General features: G+C 43.3%; 16 protein-coding genes and 1 tRNA gene. 8 read left to right on the top strand and 9 right to left on the bottom strand.

Annotated features, from left to right (window positions below):
• Positions 1–165: 165 nt before the first annotated feature.
• Complete coding sequence (locus EWV66_RS21720; RefSeq protein WP_287108823.1) at positions 166–333, bottom strand: hypothetical protein; 168 nt, start codon at positions 331–333, stop codon at positions 166–168.
• A gap of 481 nt (positions 334–814) precedes the next feature.
• On the opposite strand from EWV66_RS21720, the gene cpcB reads away from it, so the two are divergent.
• The 5 genes from cpcB (at position 815) to EWV66_RS21695 (ending at position 5567) form a co-directional block, all read left to right on the top strand.
• A complete protein-coding gene (gene cpcB / locus EWV66_RS21715) occupies positions 815–1333 on the top strand; it encodes a C-phycocyanin subunit beta (RefSeq protein WP_002789180.1) in 519 nt (172 codons plus the stop codon).
• A gap of 66 nt (positions 1334–1399) precedes the next feature.
• On the top strand, positions 1400–1888 hold the full coding sequence (gene cpcA, locus EWV66_RS21710; RefSeq protein WP_002780314.1) for a C-phycocyanin subunit alpha: 489 nt from the start codon (positions 1400–1402) through the stop codon (positions 1886–1888).
• Between the two features lie 176 nt (positions 1889–2064).
• A complete protein-coding gene (locus tag EWV66_RS21705; protein WP_002736362.1) occupies positions 2065–2943 on the top strand; it encodes a phycobilisome linker polypeptide in 879 nt (292 codons plus the stop codon).
• Positions 2944–3080: 137 nt separating this feature from the next.
• The gene (gene ribBA / locus EWV66_RS21700) at positions 3081–4757 is read left to right on the top strand and encodes a bifunctional 3,4-dihydroxy-2-butanone-4-phosphate synthase/GTP cyclohydrolase II (RefSeq protein ID WP_072926641.1); all 1677 of its coding nucleotides are present in this window, start codon (positions 3081–3083) and stop codon (positions 4755–4757) included.
• 66 nt (positions 4758–4823) lie between these two features.
• Positions 4824–5567, top strand: coding sequence for a Uma2 family endonuclease (locus tag EWV66_RS21695; RefSeq protein WP_052277146.1), 744 nt, complete (start codon positions 4824–4826; stop codon positions 5565–5567).
• A gap of 346 nt (positions 5568–5913) precedes the next feature.
• On the opposite strand, the gene EWV66_RS21690 is transcribed toward EWV66_RS21695, so the two are convergent.
• Entirely contained in the window at positions 5914–6972 is a 1059-nt protein-coding gene (locus EWV66_RS21690) for a D-alanine--D-alanine ligase family protein (RefSeq protein WP_052277147.1), read from the bottom strand.
• Between the two features lie 67 nt (positions 6973–7039).
• Here EWV66_RS21690 and EWV66_RS21685 point away from each other — a divergent pair, with 67 nt between their 5' ends.
• Positions 7040–7222, top strand: a complete 183-nt coding sequence (locus EWV66_RS21685) for a hypothetical protein (protein WP_287108818.1) — start codon at positions 7040–7042, stop codon at positions 7220–7222.
• Between the two features lie 246 nt (positions 7223–7468).
• On the opposite strand, the gene EWV66_RS21680 is transcribed toward EWV66_RS21685, so the two are convergent.
• Positions 7469–8473: a helix-turn-helix domain-containing protein gene (locus EWV66_RS21680; protein ID WP_287108817.1), complete on the bottom strand. Its 1005-nt coding sequence runs from the start codon at positions 8471–8473 to the stop codon at positions 7469–7471.
• Positions 8474–8676: 203 nt separating this feature from the next.
• Between EWV66_RS21680 and EWV66_RS21675 the strand changes: the two genes are divergently transcribed.
• Positions 8677–9534, top strand: coding sequence for a hypothetical protein (locus EWV66_RS21675; protein WP_052277149.1), 858 nt, complete (start codon positions 8677–8679; stop codon positions 9532–9534).
• 175 nt (positions 9535–9709) lie between these two features.
• On the opposite strand, the gene EWV66_RS21670 is transcribed toward EWV66_RS21675, so the two are convergent.
• The 6 genes from EWV66_RS21670 to EWV66_RS21645 all read right to left on the bottom strand — a co-directional run bounded on the left by EWV66_RS21670 (position 9710) and on the right by EWV66_RS21645 (position 15872).
• Positions 9710–9895: a hypothetical protein gene (locus tag EWV66_RS21670; protein WP_002759041.1), complete on the bottom strand. Its 186-nt coding sequence runs from the start codon at positions 9893–9895 to the stop codon at positions 9710–9712.
• Positions 9896–10428: 533 nt separating this feature from the next.
• Positions 10429–12351, bottom strand: coding sequence for a S9 family peptidase (locus EWV66_RS21665; protein WP_287108815.1), 1923 nt, complete (start codon positions 12349–12351; stop codon positions 10429–10431).
• A gap of 131 nt (positions 12352–12482) precedes the next feature.
• Positions 12483–12556, bottom strand: a tRNA-Pro gene (locus tag EWV66_RS21660).
• 92 nt (positions 12557–12648) lie between these two features.
• Positions 12649–13854, bottom strand: coding sequence for an FAD-dependent hydroxylase (locus tag EWV66_RS21655; protein ID WP_072926645.1), 1206 nt, complete (start codon positions 13852–13854; stop codon positions 12649–12651).
• Between the two features lie 341 nt (positions 13855–14195).
• Positions 14196–14738, bottom strand: a complete 543-nt coding sequence (locus EWV66_RS21650; protein ID WP_052277152.1) for a phasin family protein — start codon at positions 14736–14738, stop codon at positions 14196–14198.
• A gap of 60 nt (positions 14739–14798) precedes the next feature.
• A complete protein-coding gene (locus EWV66_RS21645) occupies positions 14799–15872 on the bottom strand; it encodes an extracellular catalytic domain type 2 short-chain-length polyhydroxyalkanoate depolymerase (RefSeq protein ID WP_052277153.1) in 1074 nt (357 codons plus the stop codon).
• A 199-nt stretch (positions 15873–16071) separates the two neighbouring features.
• On the opposite strand from EWV66_RS21645, the gene EWV66_RS21640 reads away from it, so the two are divergent.
• Positions 16072–16914 carry a methyltransferase domain-containing protein gene (locus EWV66_RS21640; RefSeq protein WP_052277154.1) on the top strand — a complete coding sequence of 281 codons (843 nt, stop codon included), beginning with the start codon at positions 16072–16074 and terminating at the stop codon, positions 16912–16914.
• Positions 16915–17122 lie beyond the last annotated feature (208 nt).

Below are 17122 nucleotides of genomic sequence, written 5' to 3'. Positions count from 1 at the left end.
AAGAACTGGAAAAAGTAGTCAATCAGCTTTTAAATGAAGGGGGATTGATTATTAAATGGAGTAGAAAACTTAAAAATAAGGGTAATGCTGTCAATGTAACTTAAATGCGTAAAAGCTTAGGGTGATGAGACAGCTTCCCCACTTCCCCACTTCATAATTCATAATTCATAATTCATAATTCCCCCTCCCCACTTCCCCACTTTCCCACTTTCCCACTTCCCCACTTCCCCACTTCCCCACTTCCCCACTTCCCCACTTCCCCACTTCCCCACTTCCCCACTTCCCCACTTCCCCACTTCCCCACACCCCACACCCCTCTTTACAAAACTTCATCGTATTTCAGGGCTGGAAAGGGCAATCCTTGGGCAATAGGGGAAGGGAAAGCGGGAAAATATTAAAAAAAACTTAAAATTTTCATCTTGCTGCCCTTTATACCCTTAAAGCCTTGCTGTCTCTGATTTCCCGACGGTGAGAGGCTTTGAGCCATGTCAGGAATTGATGACCAACTCGATCGAGTCATTGTTAAGTGACTGTTACAAAAAGACAGCAAAAAACTTAATAATATGTAACAAACAAAGTTTCGACAGCAGTGTATAAATTTAACTTGAGGGGCCAAGATAACAGACAAAAGTTAAGCTGGATACTTGTTTAACCTCCTTAGGTGATTTATGAGAGAGCCGTGAAGTTTTTTCAGGTTTCTTAAAGTAAATCGCAACAATCGCGGTCAAGGCTCGTCCAGACTCACCGTGAAATCCCTTAAGAGGGAAAATTTTAATTGCAAGCAAATCCCATTTAAATTTAGGAGATTGTCACAATGTTTGACGCATTCACCCGGGTAGTATCCCAAGCTGATGCTCGCGGCGAATATTTAAGCTCTTCCCAACTAGACGCTCTCAGCGCCATGGTTGCCGACAGCAACAAACGGATGGACTCTGTTAACCGGATCACCAGTAACGCTTCCACCATCGTTGCTAACGCCGCTCGTAGCCTGTTCGCTGAACAGCCCCAACTGATCACCCCCGGTGGTAATGCCTACACCAGCCGTCGTATGGCCGCTTGCCTACGCGACATGGAAATCATCTTGCGTTATGTTACCTACGCTACCTTCTCTGGCGACGGCAGTGTTCTCGATGATCGTTGCTTAAATGGTCTTCGCGAAACCTATGTAGCTTTAGGAGTACCAGGAGCTTCCGTAGCTGCTGGCGTAAGCAAAATGAAAGAAGCTGCTTTGTCCATCGCTAACGATCGCAACGGTGTCACCGCCGGCGATTGCAGTGCTTTAATGTCTGAAATTGCCAGCTACTTCGACCGCGCCGCCGCTGCTGTCGCCTAGTCCCCAGGGCTAGTCTCAATTAAACCGTAGGAAACTTATTGCAAGATTATTGGGAGATACCAAACAATGAAAACCCCCCTTACCGAAGCCGTAGCAGCCGCTGATTCTCAAGGCCGTTTCTTAAGCAGCACCGAAATCCAAGTAGCTTTCGGTCGTTTTCGTCAAGCTTCTGCCAGCCTCACCGCCGCTAAAGCGTTGACCGAAAAAGCTAGTTCTTTGATCTCTGGGGCTGCTCAAGCCGTGTACAACAAGTACCCCTACACCACCCAAATGCAGGGGAATAACTTTGCGGCGGACCAACGCGGTAAAGACAAATGCGCTCGTGACATCGGTTACTACCTCCGCATGGTGACCTACTGCTTAGTTGCTGGTGGAACCGGTCCGATGGACGAGTACCTCATCGCTGGTATCGACGAAATCAACCGCACCTTCGACCTGTCTCCTAGCTGGTACATCGAAGCTCTCAAATATATCAAAGCCAACCATGGTTTAAGTGGCGACCCTGCGGTAGAAGCCAACTCCTATATCGACTACGCTATCAACGCTCTCAGCTAGTCCAATCGAAAAAACTGCTGGTCTGGAAAGACAGGAGGTTGTTAGCAAAAGGGTTAGCAATCACCTGTTCTTCCAGACCTTGTTATATCCATCGTCAAGGCGGCCAGGTAATCGAACTGATCCTCCCCTAGTTTTGAGCGGTCAGAAAATGATCATTTTTTTGTAGGAGAACTTTAGTGGCAATTACTACCTCAGCTTCTCGTTTAGGGACAACCGCTTTTAGCGAGGTTGCTCCCGTGGAATTACGTCCCGATTGGTCCCGTGACGACGCACAGGCGGTTATTCGCGCCGTCTATCGTCAGGTGCTAGGCAATGACTATATCATGCGTTCCGAGCGCCTTACCAGTGCCGAATCCTTACTCTGCAACGGTTCGATCACCGTGCGGGAATTCGTCCGCGCCGTGGCCAAATCGGAACTGTATAAGAACAAATTCTTCTACGGTAACTTCCAAACCCGCGTCATCGAACTTAATATCAAACATCTTTTAGGTCGCGCTCCCTACGATGAGTCGGAAGTGGTCTATCACCTCGATCTCTATGAAAACAAAGGATTCGAGGCCGATATCGACTCCTACATCGATTCCGCCGAATATACCGAAAACTTCGGCGATAGCATCGTTCCCTACTATCGCGGTTTCGCCAGCCAACCCGGTCAAAAAACCGTGGGATTTACCCGGATGTTCCAACTCTATCGCGGTTATGCCAACAGCGATCGCTCTCAGATTGCCGGCAAAACCTCCCGTTTAGCGGTGGAATTAGCTCAAAACGGCGCTTCGGCAGTAGTCGGTCCCTCCGGTGGCAGCGATGGTTGGGCCTATCGTCCCTCTGCTCAACGCAACACCCCCAGTAAAGCTCTGGGTGGTAGTGTGGCCTATGGTGATGTGGGTAAGCTCTATCGCGTGGAAATTGCCGCTATTAGCAAACCGGGTTATCCCCGTGTCCGTCGCAGTAGCAAAGCGATTATCGTCCCCTTTGAACAGTTAAATAACACCCTGCAACAGATCAACCGTCTCGGTGGCAAAGTTGCCAGCATCACCCCCGCTAGTTTGAACTAATTTTCTAGCTTAAGATAACTAAAAGTCTCCCGGGCAGCCGTCAGGTTCACCGGGAGACTTCTTTCTAGGGAACTTGTAGAAATTGACCCTCAGCAGATCGAGCAAACCTGTAGAATGAAAATAATTCCCTCGTTTTAATGCCTGTGACTGTCACTTCGATCGCTTTTGACTCTATCGATACTGCCTTAGCGGAAATCAAAGCCGGACGTGCCATTGTCGTAGTTGATGATGAGAATCGCGAAAATGAAGGAGATCTAATCTGTGCGGCCCAATTTGCCACCCCCGATCTGATTAACTTCATGGCAGTGCAAGCTCGCGGTTTAATCTGTCTGGCAATGACGGGAGAGCGTCTTGATGCTCTCGAATTACCCTTGATGGTGACAAAAAACACCGATAGCAATCAAACCGCTTTTACTGTTAGCATCGATGCTGCTCCCCATTTAGGGGTTAAAACTGGCATTTCGGCAGAAGATCGGGCGAAAACCGTGCAAGTTGCCATTAATCCAGTCACTCGTCCCGACGATCTCACCCGTCCCGGTCATGTCTTCCCGATTCGTGCTAAAGCCGGTGGAGTCTTAAAACGCGCCGGTCATACGGAGGCAGCTGTGGATCTGGCTCGATTAGCCGGGTTGTATCCGGCGGGAGTTATCTGTGAGATCCAAAATCCCGACGGTTCCATGGCCCGTTTACCGCAACTATTTGAATACGCTCGTCAGCATAATCTCAAGTTAATTAGCATTGCCGATCTGATCAGTTATCGCTTAAAACACGATCGCTTTGTCCATCGGGAAACGGTCTGTGATTTTCCCAGTCAATTCGGCACTTTTCAGCTTTATGCCTACCGAAATTTATTAGATCAAACCGAACATATTGCGATTGTGAAAGGCGATCCCGCTCTCTTTGGTGATCAACCTGTAATGGTACGAATGCACTCAGAATGTCTGACTGGGGATGCTTTGGGATCCTTGCGTTGCGATTGTCGGCAACAGTTACAAAGTGCCTTAAAAATGATTGAAAACAACGGTTTAGGGGTGGTGGTTTACCTGCGACAGGAAGGCCGGGGAATTGGCTTAATTAATAAGCTAAAAGCCTATTCTTTACAGGATATAGGGCTAGATACGGTGGAAGCCAACGAAAGGTTAGGATTTCCCGCCGATTTGCGCGATTACGGCATGGGAGCGCAAATGCTCAACGATTTGGGGGTGAGAAATATTCGTTTAATTACCAATAATCCGCGTAAAATTGCCGGATTAAAAGGCTATGGTTTGGAAATAGTCGAGCGAGTACCTTTGCTGATCGAGGCTAATGATTATAATTCCAATTATCTGGCCACAAAAGCGGAAAAGTTAGGACATCTATTCTTACAAACCTATCTAGTCACCATCGCTCTCAGTTGGGGGGAAAATCCGCCGTCAATTTCGCAAAGATATCATCAATTAGAGAAGTTACGGCAGTTAAGTCGCGCTAATCAATTATCTCTCCAAGAAGAAACCCGACCGGTAGCCAATGCCCTTTTTGATCGCGCCCCTTTGATCGTACATTTAGGTTTAGATATTCGTCAGGGTGTCAGCAGTAATTGGTATAAAAATCCTTCCCATCCTTACCTTTTGGTTATTGACAAGATATTAAATGACATTAAAGATTGGTCGGAAATTGAACGCATAGAATTTTTAATTTCCGACGGAGACGATTCGATGACGGGATTACAAATGAAACTTGATCGTCAAAAAATGTCCGATGAAGATTTCTCACAATTACCACAATTAGCTACCCAAATTATCTACAGTTTTACTCGTGATTCAGCAAAAAATTAGTTTTTTATGACCAGAAAAGATCGTAACAGTTATAATTAAACAAAGCTAGTATAACGGGGAAAAACTATGACAACTCTCGACATTTTACCGGAAGTTACCTGTCCCCCCACCGATTTATGGAGTGATGAACCACCCTTGGAAAGTGATTTACATCTGCAACAGATCATAATTCTTCTCAGTTGTCTAGAATTATTATGGCAAGAGAAAAACGATTACTATGCTTCTGGTAATCTGACTATCTACTATAACGAAGAACAACTGAAAAAACGTGATTTTTGTGGTCCTGATTTTTTTGTGGTTTTAGATACAGAAAAACGTCCCCGCAAAAGTTGGGTAGTTTGGGGAGAAGGGGGTAAATATCCCAATGTAATCGTGGAGATTCTTTCCAATTCTACGGCCAATATTGACCGCACTAAAAAGAAAATTCTCTATCAAAATACCTTTCGCACTCCTAATTATTTTTGGTTCGATCCTAATACCTTAGAATTGCAAGGATTTAGACTAATTGCGGGACAATATCAGGCTATTCCTGCTAATGACCAGGGTTATCTATGGAGTGAACAATTAGAACTATATTTAGGCATATTTGACCGTAAACTGCGTTATTTTACCGCCGATGGTCAATTGGTTCCCACTCCCCAAGAAGCTGAATTAGAGCAAAGACAAGCAAAGGAACAGATTCTTTTAGAAAGGGAACAGGAACGACAAGCGAAGGAACAGGCTATCCTCGAAAAAGAACAAGCTATCTTGGAGAAGGAAAAATTAGCCCAAAAATTACGAGAATTGGGCATTGATCCCGAAACTATCTGATTGATCAATATCTCTAAGTAGGGTTTGCTGAAAAAGTAGGGGCGAAGCATTCGGATAGAAAATCTACGGTTTCACCGATAGGTTATTGCCCGAATGCTTCGCCCTTACAGAACGCGGGCCGATGAAGACCCAAGGTTTTGAAGCACGATTCTCTCAAAATCTTGCACCTGTTTTGCGAAACAAGACCCTAAAACCCTTACCTCGTCTATATTTCACATTTATTCAGCAAACCCTAGTTAGGTGTTAAAAATTGTCAGGTTCCCCCCTTATTAAGGGGAGATCAAAGACAAAATTTATCTTCTATTTAATAGGTAATTCCTATCCTAGAAATGGTGGTAATTTAACCTTATTTTTCCTGTCTTTCTAAGGCTAATTGTACTAACTTATCGACCAATTTATCAAACTCTAAACTGGTGGCTTTCCAGAGTTGGGGATACATACTAAAATTAGTAAACCCCGGCAGAGTATTAATTTCATTGATCAACACTTCCCCAGTCTTTTCCACATAGAAAAAATCCACCCGCGACAATCCCGCAGCATCCACAGCTTTAAATGCTTCTACAGCCATTTCTCGCACTTGATTAGCAATTTTATCAGGAATATTAGCGGGAATCACCATGCTCGATCGCCCGTCAGTATATTTAGTTTCATAGTCATAAAAATCACTATCAAAAGTAATTTCTCCCACCAAAGAAGCTTGGGGATTATCATTACCTAAAACCGCACATTCGATCTCCCTTGCGGTTACTCCTGCTTCAACAATAATCCGTCGATCATAACTAGCGGCACTATCTAAAGCAGCCTCTAATTCTTGCAGGTTGCGTGCTTTACTAATACCCACCGAAGAACCTAAATTAGCCGGTTTAATAAAACAAGGATAACCTATTTCCTCGGCGATTTGATCGCACAATTGCGGAAAAACACAGGCATTTGACCACACTTGCGAGCGGGTTATGGCCTTATACTTAACTTGGGGTAATCCAGCGGCTGCAAAAGCAGTTTTCATGGCAATTTTATCCATTCCCAAGCATGAACCCAGGACCCCACTACCCACAAAAGCAACCCGCATGAGAGTGAGTAATCCTTGTAAAGTGCCATCTTCCCCATTCGGTCCGTGGAGAATTGGAAACCAAACCTCAATTTCGCTCACTTCTGTGGGAAATTGCCAGATATTGACTTTTATCTCCCTCTCAATAGCTAGGGGTTGCCCAGAGGTTAAAATTTGTCTAGCAGTTGCTGCCGAATGCCAACAGCCATTTTTATCGATATAGAAGGGGATAACGGCGTATTTGTCAAGATTTTCGGGGTAATTAAAAGCTTGCAGGATCGATCGAGCCGAATTGATAGATACCTCATGTTCTCCCGATCGACCACCAAACAACAATCCTACCTTGATCTTATCCATATTATCCTCTCTAGACCCAGCTAGATCCTAAATTAGAGTTCAACTATCATATATACTATGGGCGGAGTTGACAATAGTTGCAATTGATTTAGAGGCGGCTGTTCCTCGTCAGATCCGGGTTTTGGCAAAACCTCAAGATAAATTAATTATCGATCGGGCAAATACTGTCGGGCGGACAGAAATTCAAGCCCTCGGACAGACTACCCACTGTCTATTAAGTGAAAGCTTAGTAGATAAGGTAACTGGATGAACAGGGAATCCCGAAGCGCTTAGTGCGATGGGAGCGTCAACTAATCAAGAAAAGATGGCTATCTGAGTCCTTGGGTGAAAAATGTTCACCACGTCACATTATGCACGGAAGCTTTCATAGGTGGCAACTTAAGCAAGAAGCTTAATTATCAAGAGTAGCTGATCATCCCAGGGGAAGGACGTAAAAAATGGTAAAATAAGGCAGATAAATCTAACAATAATCCTAATTCCTACACCTACTATTTTTTTAGGTTTTAGAGGGGAAGTAACCAAACAGTTTTTTATAATCAGAGGCCAGATATCCTCGGTGAAAAAAACCTAATTCTTCAGCAATTTCATAAATTAATTTTGTCTGATTATTTTGGTTAAGAGATTGATGTAGAGCATTAAGACGAAGCAATTTAAAATAATTGTAAGGAGACATTTGATAGAAGTCTTTAAATATATATTCTAAGGTGCGTTGACTTACTTTTAAGTCTTGACAAATCGCTGGAATAGTCAGATCAGAACGCATATTTTTTCTCATCATTTCTTCTGCTTTTTTGAGAATAGAGGTGCGTCTGATAGTGTTTTTAGGAGTTTTAATATCTTTGGTTACTGCTAAAGTCAAAAGAAAATCTTTGACAATTTCTTCTTTTAATTTTTGCTTGACAAAATTTAATCTTAATGCTTTTCTTTGCCCAGATATTTGTTGACGATCTAAATTAAATAGCATTTGATAAAGTTGATGACAAGATTGTTGGAGATGACGAATTTTTTCCGATGGGCAAATCACAATAGAAGAAGCGGAAGAATTTAAAAACTTTTTCGCTTCTGGTAGCTCTAAAGTTTGGCACAATTGTTGCAGATAATTATCATGAACGTAAAGCTGAAAACGATTGGAAAAAGGATGTTGAAAAACGGAAATTTCTGATTTAGGGGGGATAATCCCCAGATAGTTATTTTCTAATGGATACAAATTTTGGAAGAAGACAGAATTCACCTGAACAGGAATCGCAAAAACCCACATTTTAGAATGGATTACTCCCGCAACATTCGTTAAACAATTACGTTGCGATAATTCTAACATCACTTCATCGATGATGATCCTTGAAAGATACCCTTCAAAATGATCACCACTGAGTTGTAAAGCATCTACGTCGATAAATTCTCGATTCTGAAAATAACGAGAAAAGTTGCAAAAATATTCACTTTTAAAGGTTAATTCTTGAGAATTAATTAAAATATTGGTTTTATTGTCAAAAATAAACATCTATGTATAACTCTTTGGTTATTGAGTAAAATTAAACTTTTTTTTGCCCATCAATTTAAAAACTTGCGTTTTTTGGATCATCTTAGCATAGAGGACTGAGTAGTATTGAGTTACAGCAGAGTTGATTTGTTAATTTTGTCCATCAGTGTAATCTAGGTTAAATCTATCACTTTTTTCCGTTATCAATTACTAAGGAGATTGCGATGGCTAAACAATATATTCCACTTGAAGATTGGTCTGGATCTGTGGTATTCGGTGGAGAAATTCCTCAATTACGTCCCCCGGCATTTTCTGACGACTCAAAATATACCACATTTAGCTCTACCTATTATCTAGAGGGATTGGAAATTTCCGATAGCTATATCTATGATCCAAGAGGATCAGAAATTTCCGAAGCTGTTGCTGGGGAAATCGCTACGTTCGCCGTTCCCCCGACAAATTATCCAAGGGAATTGGAAATTTTCGATAGCTATACCTATGATCTAGAGGGATCAGAAATTTCTGAAGCTGTTGCTGGGGAAATCGCTACGTTCGCCGTTCCCCCGACAAATTATCCAAGGGGATTGGAAATTTTCGAAGCTGTTGCCCCTAATATTAGCACTCGTTTCTATGCCATCGAAGCAACTATTGATTTCTCCAAAGCTAAAGGGGACTTACAAGGTGTTCTGATGGCGCAGGGTGGATATTTTGGTGGACATAGTTTCTACATCTATCAGGGAAAACTATGTTATGTCTATAACTGGTTAGGACAACAACAGAGGATCACCTGTGATCTTCCTCGTCTTAGTAGCGAGGTGACACTCAAAGTTGAATTTGCCAAACCAAAGATAATCGCCCCTTCCGATGAAAAGTTGGGTGACAGCACAATAGATAATATGAAACTGTATATTAATAACATCGAACAAAATGTCGATATTATAAGAACTTTATCAAATCATACTCCTAACTTCCTAACTCAATATAAACACGAGATTCCTTACGAGTTTCAAGGTGCGAAGCTGCAAAGAATTATCGTTACCATTACCGATGATATTATACTAAATCCGTTGAGTAAAGGCTAGTTATGAGGAGAGGCAAAAGGCAACCCCCCCGACGTCGGGGGGTTGATTCATAGTAGGGTTGATTCATGAATCAACCCTACCTTGATCCCCCCTTAATCCTAGGGCGTTGACAATCCCCGCACTAAAGCGACGGGGATTCTTGGTTCAAAGAGATTACTTGCGTAAAATCGGTCAACTAGAAATGACGGGAAACGATTTTTTCGATGGTTGCTTGGGTATCCTGCAGCAGTTTCTCGCGACTATCGCTTGTATTAGTCAGACTAGGCACGAGATTACGAGCTTGTAAAGCCATGTGAAGCTGTAGTTGAGCTACATACTCGCGGATATCTTCACGGGTTTCCGATTGGTTAGGATGAAACATAGAGAAACTGGAAAGGTCTGTCTAGCTGATGGTGTCTTGTCGACAACTCCTATACAAGTTATCACGAGAGCTTAGGTTCCAGTCAAGGGTCGGCCGCAACTCTACACATTTCTCAACACAACTTATCTCTCTTTCATCAATCTAAGAGAGTTAAAAGGAGAAGAAAAGCCTGAAACCGATACAGAGACTATGGTTAAGCCTAGACCCGCCCAACGGTCAAATCTGTAGATATTTACTGTGAATTGTCCAAAAACTTATTTTGAAAAGCGAGATGCGCCTTTTAAGCATCTCCACATCAGCTTAATAAGCGAGCTTAATAGAAGTAGTTAGGGTTTGCGGCAAAAAGTTTTTCGTGGGGACAGGGGGGTTGGGGGGGTTTTGCCTTTTGCCTGTTGCCTGTCTTCATAAGTAGCATATGCTCAACGGATTTAGTATTACTTGTGCAACAATGGTAATTCACCTCAGACAGTGATGCAATTCAGACTTGAATTGGCCTCAGCGCCTCTCGAACCTAGGAAATTAATTTGGCACGACTACTTAATTTCTACGGGTTCTAAATTATCAGCAGGAGTAAAACCAAAGAGACGGGAATAAAAATAAAATTCTGCATCTAATGCTCGTTTTATCGATTCAGCTTGACGAAATCCATGTTGTTCTCCCGCAAAGGGAACGTAAGCGACGGGTAAACCTTTTGCTTTTAAAGCTTGTACCATCATTTCCGCTTGATTGGGTGGAACCACTCGGTCTTCTAAACCTTGGAAAAAGATCACCGGACAGGATAACTGAGCGGTAAAATGAATAGGCGAACGCTGATAGTAAATTTCCTTTTCTTGAGGATAAAGTCCCACCAATTTATCTAAATATCTCGACTCGAATTTATGGGTATCGGTGGCTAAAACCTCTAAATCACTAACTCCGTAATAACTAGCTCCTGCTTTAAAAGTATCATGAAAAGTTAAGGCCGCTAAAGTTGTATAACCACCGGCGCTGCCTCCGGAAATTGCCAATCTTTCCCCATCGACTAATCCCTGATTAACCAAATATTTTGCCCCGTTGATGCAGTCTTCCACATCGACAATTCCCCAATTTCCCAGCAAACGCTGACGATATTGACGACCATAACCCGTACTACCGCCATAATTGACATCTAGATAGCCAAAACCGCGACTGGTCCAGTATTGCACCCGCAGACTTAAACTAGAGGTCGCCGCAGCCGTCGGTCCACCGTGACTTTTGACTAAAAGGGGCGGTAATTCGCCATTGGGGGCGGTATAATCGGGGTTTTTGGGGGGATAATACCAAGCATAGGCCGTTAGTCCCTTACTGGTGGGAAAAGCGAGCATTTCCGGAATCGAGAAATAATCGCTAGAAATAGTTAAATTACTGGAAGATTTGAGAATTTCTCTCGTTCCTGTGGCTAAATCCATTGAGACAACCGCCGTTACTTCCCTGAAAGAACCGCCAATAAAAACTATTTTGTTATCGCTAACTTGTAGGGAAGAAATGTTAGTATCAGCAGTGATAATTTCTTGGAATTCTCGATTAACAGTATCGATACTTCCTAAATACCAACGACCATCTTTTGTATAGCTACAAATAATCTGGGATTTCCCAGCAAAGCCGTAGTTAGATAAACCAAAAACCCAATGAGGGTAGGCAAATTCAGCCTCGATCAGTTCGATAACTGGTTCGATTTGTTCATCGTGTTTAAAGCAATAAAAGTTCCAGAAATTATTGCGATCACTGGTAAAATATAACTGTTCATCGGCGGACCAGCGCGGTTCACACACCGACTCATTTTCACCACCAGCAATGACCCGAATATTACTCAAATAAAGATGATTAATATCGGCCACCCAGAGAAAAGAACTATCCCAAGGCATATTAGGATGATTCCAACTAATCCAAGCTAATCGAGAACCGTCGGCACTTAAGCGAGGAGAGGTATAAAAATCATCGCCTGATACTAAAGTTTCTATGTTTCCTGTATCCACATCGATGCTGACAATACTATTAACTGGTTCTCGATCTTTTTGGCTATGATCTTCACAAACACAGATTAAACGATTGCGAAATTCATCGAGAATTAAATCCGCATAACGACAGGAATTTTCTGGGGTCAGAGGTTGGGGTAAACTATCAGCAGTTTGGCGATAAATTCTTTGGTCAGCAAAATTACAAAAATAGATAATTCCGGCAACAATTAGATAGGAACCTCCCCCGTATTCATGGACACGAGTTCGCACATTAAAAGGTGCTGGGGTGATTTCTGTGGTTGTGCCGTCGGGGTTTAATTTAACTAAAACATTTCGCCCCTTTTCCTGTGGTCTGCCTTCTAACCAATAAATATCTTCTCCGTCTAGAGTTACACCGCCAAGACTAATCGATGCTGCCACAATTAGATCGGAGGTAATCGGCGATTTCCAGGAACCGTAAGCTGATATTTGATGAGACATTTTCGACTAGAGCAGTGATCTTAATGGTGAACTAACTTGATCAGGAACGCTGATAAATTAAGAGAATTCCGAGTAAACAGGACAAAGTAGGGATTAGGTGCATCCCTACCTAACTCTCTGTTTTCCTGCAATCGGAGCGGCGGGATTCGAACCCACGACCCCTACTACCCCAAAGTAGTGCGCTACCAAGCTGCGCTACGCCCCGATATTGAACCTTAACCATCATAGCGATAATCGCCGCATTTTGCAAGCTTTTTTTTTCTTCCTTTCTCCCCCATCCCCGGAATTAGTGGCCGGCTATCTAGCTAATTGGGGAATACGTCCTTTTAGTCCCGTCATTAATTGCAGGGCAAACAATTTCAACGGGGGGAAACCGCGCATAATTGCCAATCCGAGACGACGGATGACAACGATGGGCGGCCAGTTATTGGAGAACAGGCGATCAAGAAAATCCGTGAAGCCTAAAATCGCTAAATTCTCCGATCTACGCCATTTTTCGTAGGATTTTAGGGTAGAAAGCGCTCCTATATCTTCTTGCTTTTCTACTGCTTCCTTTAATACCTGCGCTAAAGCGGCCGCGTCGCGAATGCCTAAATTTAAACCTTGACCACCGACGGGATGACAACAGTGAGCGGCATCACCAATTAAAGCCAGTCGGGGTTTAACATAAGTATCACTCTGCATTAACTGTACGGGAAAGAGAGCGCGGGGGCTAACTAATTCGAGTTTTCCCAGTAATCCCCCCGTATATGCTTCTAATTTCTTGATAAATTCCGCTTCGGGCATTTCTTGCAGTTTTTTCGCTTCCCCATGGGGATTTGTCCAAACGATCTGACAGCGATTACCCTGGAGCGGTAAAATGCCCATCGGACCGGTGGGCCAAAATCTTTCAAAGGCGGTATCGTTGCGATCGAGTTGATGTTTAATGGTGAAAGCGACACAGGATTGCCAATATTTCCAACCTTTGGTTTTAATTTGCGCCCCTTGCCGGATAGCGGATTTGGCTCCATCGGCCCCGATAACTAATTTTGTGGTGATTTTTCGGGTTTGACCAGCTTCTTCCAGGGTGACAGTGGCTGTTTCTGCTCCGTACTCCACTTCTAACACTTTAGCAGGGGATAACCACTCAATGCGATCGCAATCTTGGCTGGCCTTGTGCAGGGCGGTTAAAATCACTTGATGTTCGCCCACATAGCCCAAATAATCGGTTTTTAGCTCATCGACAACGAAGGGGACAAAAATCGGGTAATCGGCATCAGAAAGGCGAATATGACTAAATTTACCGATACTGGGCGAGATTTTATCCCAGATACCCAAGCCTGTAAAAATCCGGCTGGACATCAGCGAGAGGGCATAAGCTTGACGACGGGAGGCGGCCACCTCTAGGGGACGTTCCTCGATCATAGCGATATTTAATCCTGTATTTTTTAAGGCCACCGCTAGGGTGGTCCCGACTATACCGCCCCCGACAATGATTAAATCGTAGCTGTCCCGTCTTAACATATAAATATTTTTCTCAAAGATCATCAGTGACTACACTGATCTATTCTGACACGATTTTCGGGGTTGCTGTCGGGTTTGATTGTCTTCACCCCACCTAGCCATTGATAGACTTTCAAGGGTTTTGTCCCGTTGCCGAGAGTTTCGGGTTATCGCTCTTCCCGGACTTCTGGAAGGGCGATAACAAGCTGCTGCCCTGTTAGCTGATGCTCCTGCTGCGCCAGTCTTCCTCGATACCCCGACGGCCAAGGCAGCGGCGCTGGCACTTGCCCGCCGTTGGGGATATGTTTGGGGCAGCAACCCGGGAACTTGGCCAAAGACATAACCCGCAAGATCAAGTTTTTTTAACTCTGATCAGATGCGAATGCGTCAAGGCTTTTTTGAGTCCAATTGTCCAGAGCAGTATTGATAGAGTTAAGAACTCCCATTGTTTCGAGCATATTCCCCTTCAACTTTTCTTGAAGTTCGCTAAAAATACTGGTTTGGACATTGAATAGATCATCTACTTTTTGAGCGCTCTTTAATATCTCTAGATACTTGGCTGTAGTTTCTAGATACAGGCGCATCAATTCTGCTTGCTTTAGTCCAAGACTGGTCATCGAACTGACATAAATTTCACCCAAGTCCTTAAAAGACTCAGAGGTTGCCTGTAAATTCACCAGCTTCAGTTGGCTTTGAAATAGTTCATTAATACTATCAGTATAAACTTCCCCCAATTCTTTGGTCAAGCTTAGATAACCCTTGCTTAGTTCAGCGAAAGCACTGGGGTTAACAAAACTTGTTAACATGGCATCGATCGCGTTCACATTAGTGGCCGTAATATTCTTGAAGGACTCTATTGCCAACTTGTTCGAGTCAATCCACTGTTTAACTAGCTCGTTTTGCATGGTAGTTTCCTCGTAAACTGCTTAATGTATTTCTCTGTCTGTGCCAGCAAAAAGATTAAATTATTGAGGGCGCGGTTGGGCTAACCGTTCCAACATAGCGACAATTGCCCTCATCTGGGGAGACTCTCTAGTATAAAAGACAGGATTATCTGGATCTGCACTGGAATATCCCCAAAAATCCCAGCATCCCTGGGGATTGTAAGGGATTAATGCTGACGGTTCAACCTGGGGATATAAGACAATTATCCTGTTGGTATCAGCTATTTCATTGTAACCGGTTTTAGTGTAGTAAGTATCATCAATTTCCGTTGCCCCCTGTTTGCAACCATGAATAGCTACATGAACTTTGCAGCTTTCTTTTTTACAGGCTTCAGGCACATAAACATAAGCCTCCCGACTCATACTCGTCTTTTTACCCTCAATAAACTCACTCTGGTCAAACCGAATAATCTGGCCACTTAATCTATTAGAATCAACTGCTGGATTCAACTTGCCATAAATATGCCCTAAAATCCGATGGGATTGCATGAAATCGCAGTCGTTTATAAAGGGTGACTTAGTATCTGAACATGACACCCTAGACTCCTCGACAATTATGGCATGACCGGCATTGATATTCTTGTCGTATTTAATATTCTCTGAGGGCAAGCCGGCAGCTTGATAAAAATCTTCTACTTTGTCAACGACGACAGTTGTAACTACGCGATCACTTGAACCACTGAATAGATAGACTCGATCATCTTTTAAATTGTTGAGATCGGCAATTTTGTTAGCCTTGGCCAGTTCTTGAGCTTTTTTAAATAATCTTTTCCCATCCGGTCCTACTGCCTCAGTCAGAGGATTCATGCAAGTTGATGTCGCTTGCTCGAAAAATTGCTCTGGATCCGTCTCGTAAGAACCTACACAAAAAAAAGGACCGCCAGCAATTATACCTGCTCCCACCAGCCTATCTGAGTAGGCCACATGGAATTGAGCCGTCATGAAGGCCCCTGATGAAAGACCAGAAACAGATGTTTGGCTTAAATCTGCCTGATAACCAGATAGCTTGGGTGCTTCCTCGCCTAAGACCGCTCCATGGAAGATAAAAATACTAAAAATCAAAACAGCCAGTAGTTTTAATCCTGCCTTAATCATAAGACCTCTTGCAAAAATCGGAACCTATGATATTAAGATAAAGTAAAACAGATCGAATGATATTAAGATAAAGTAAAACACATCGAACTTTGAAAACCCACTTGCCACTTCCCACTTTCCCGTACTTTTTCAACAGGATTTGGTATAACATATCTGGCTAATCTCTGGCAAGAGTGCCTCTCTTAACTAGGAAATCACCATGGAACTTGATCAACGAATAGCCGATTTTTATGACTCCTCTAGTGGACTGTGGGAAAGGATTTGGGGCGAACATATGCACCATGGTTACTACGGTCGCGGTGGCAAGATTAAACTCGATCGCCGTCAGGCACAAATTGATTTAATAGAAGAATTATTAACTTGGGGAAATGTCACCAGTGCTAATCAGATTCTCGATGTCGGTTGTGGCATTGGTGGCAGTAGTCTTTATCTGGCCGAAAAATTTCACAGCCAAGCGGTGGGGATTACTCTATCCCCGGTACAAGCCGCTAGAGCCAGCCAAAGAGCGCAAGAGTTCAATTTAGAAGAAAAAGTCAGTTTTTGTGTAGCTGATGCCCTAAAAACCCCCTTTCCTGAGAATAATTTTGATCTGGTCTGGTCTTTGGAAAGTGGCGAACATATGCCCGATAAAAGGCAATTTCTGCGGGAATGTTATCGGGTTTTGCAGCCCGGGGGGACTTTTTTGATGGCTACTTGGTGTCATCGTCCCACCACTTCCCTGGCCGGTAATTTAACGGAAGGAGAGATTAAACTATTAAACGAGATTTATCAGGTTTATTGTCTGCCATATGTGATTTCTTTGCCAGAATACGCCGATATTGCCCGTGAAGTTGGCTTTCAAGACCTAAAAACCGATGATTGGTCCCTATCGGTGGCTGCTTTTTGGGATGTGGTGATTGATTCGGCCCTAACCACAGATGCGATCGCAGGTTTGTTAGCAAGCGGTTATACTACTATCCAAGGGGCCTTATCTTTAGGGTTAATGCGGCGCGGTTACGAGTCGGGTTTAATTCGTTTTGGTTTACTGCAAGGGAAAAAATAATCGGCGTTGTCAGATCAGAAGAGGAAAGATGGTGCGAAACGTTTAGGAATGAAATAAGGTTGAAATACCTGAAATAACCGCCTAGTAAAGTCTTCAGTCCCCTGACTGAATCTAATAGGTCAACCCTGACCAACCTTATAACTGTTTATATGTCCCGACGTTTAGTATCACATCGATACCAAACTAGGCAAGGGGACTCAAGGTCAAT

Source organism: Microcystis sp. M_OC_Ca_00000000_C217Col, assembly GCF_007095585.1.
GTDB lineage: Bacteria > Cyanobacteriota > Cyanobacteriia > Cyanobacteriales > Microcystaceae > Microcystis > Microcystis panniformis.
This window is presented reverse-complemented; position numbering and strand designations above follow the sequence as displayed.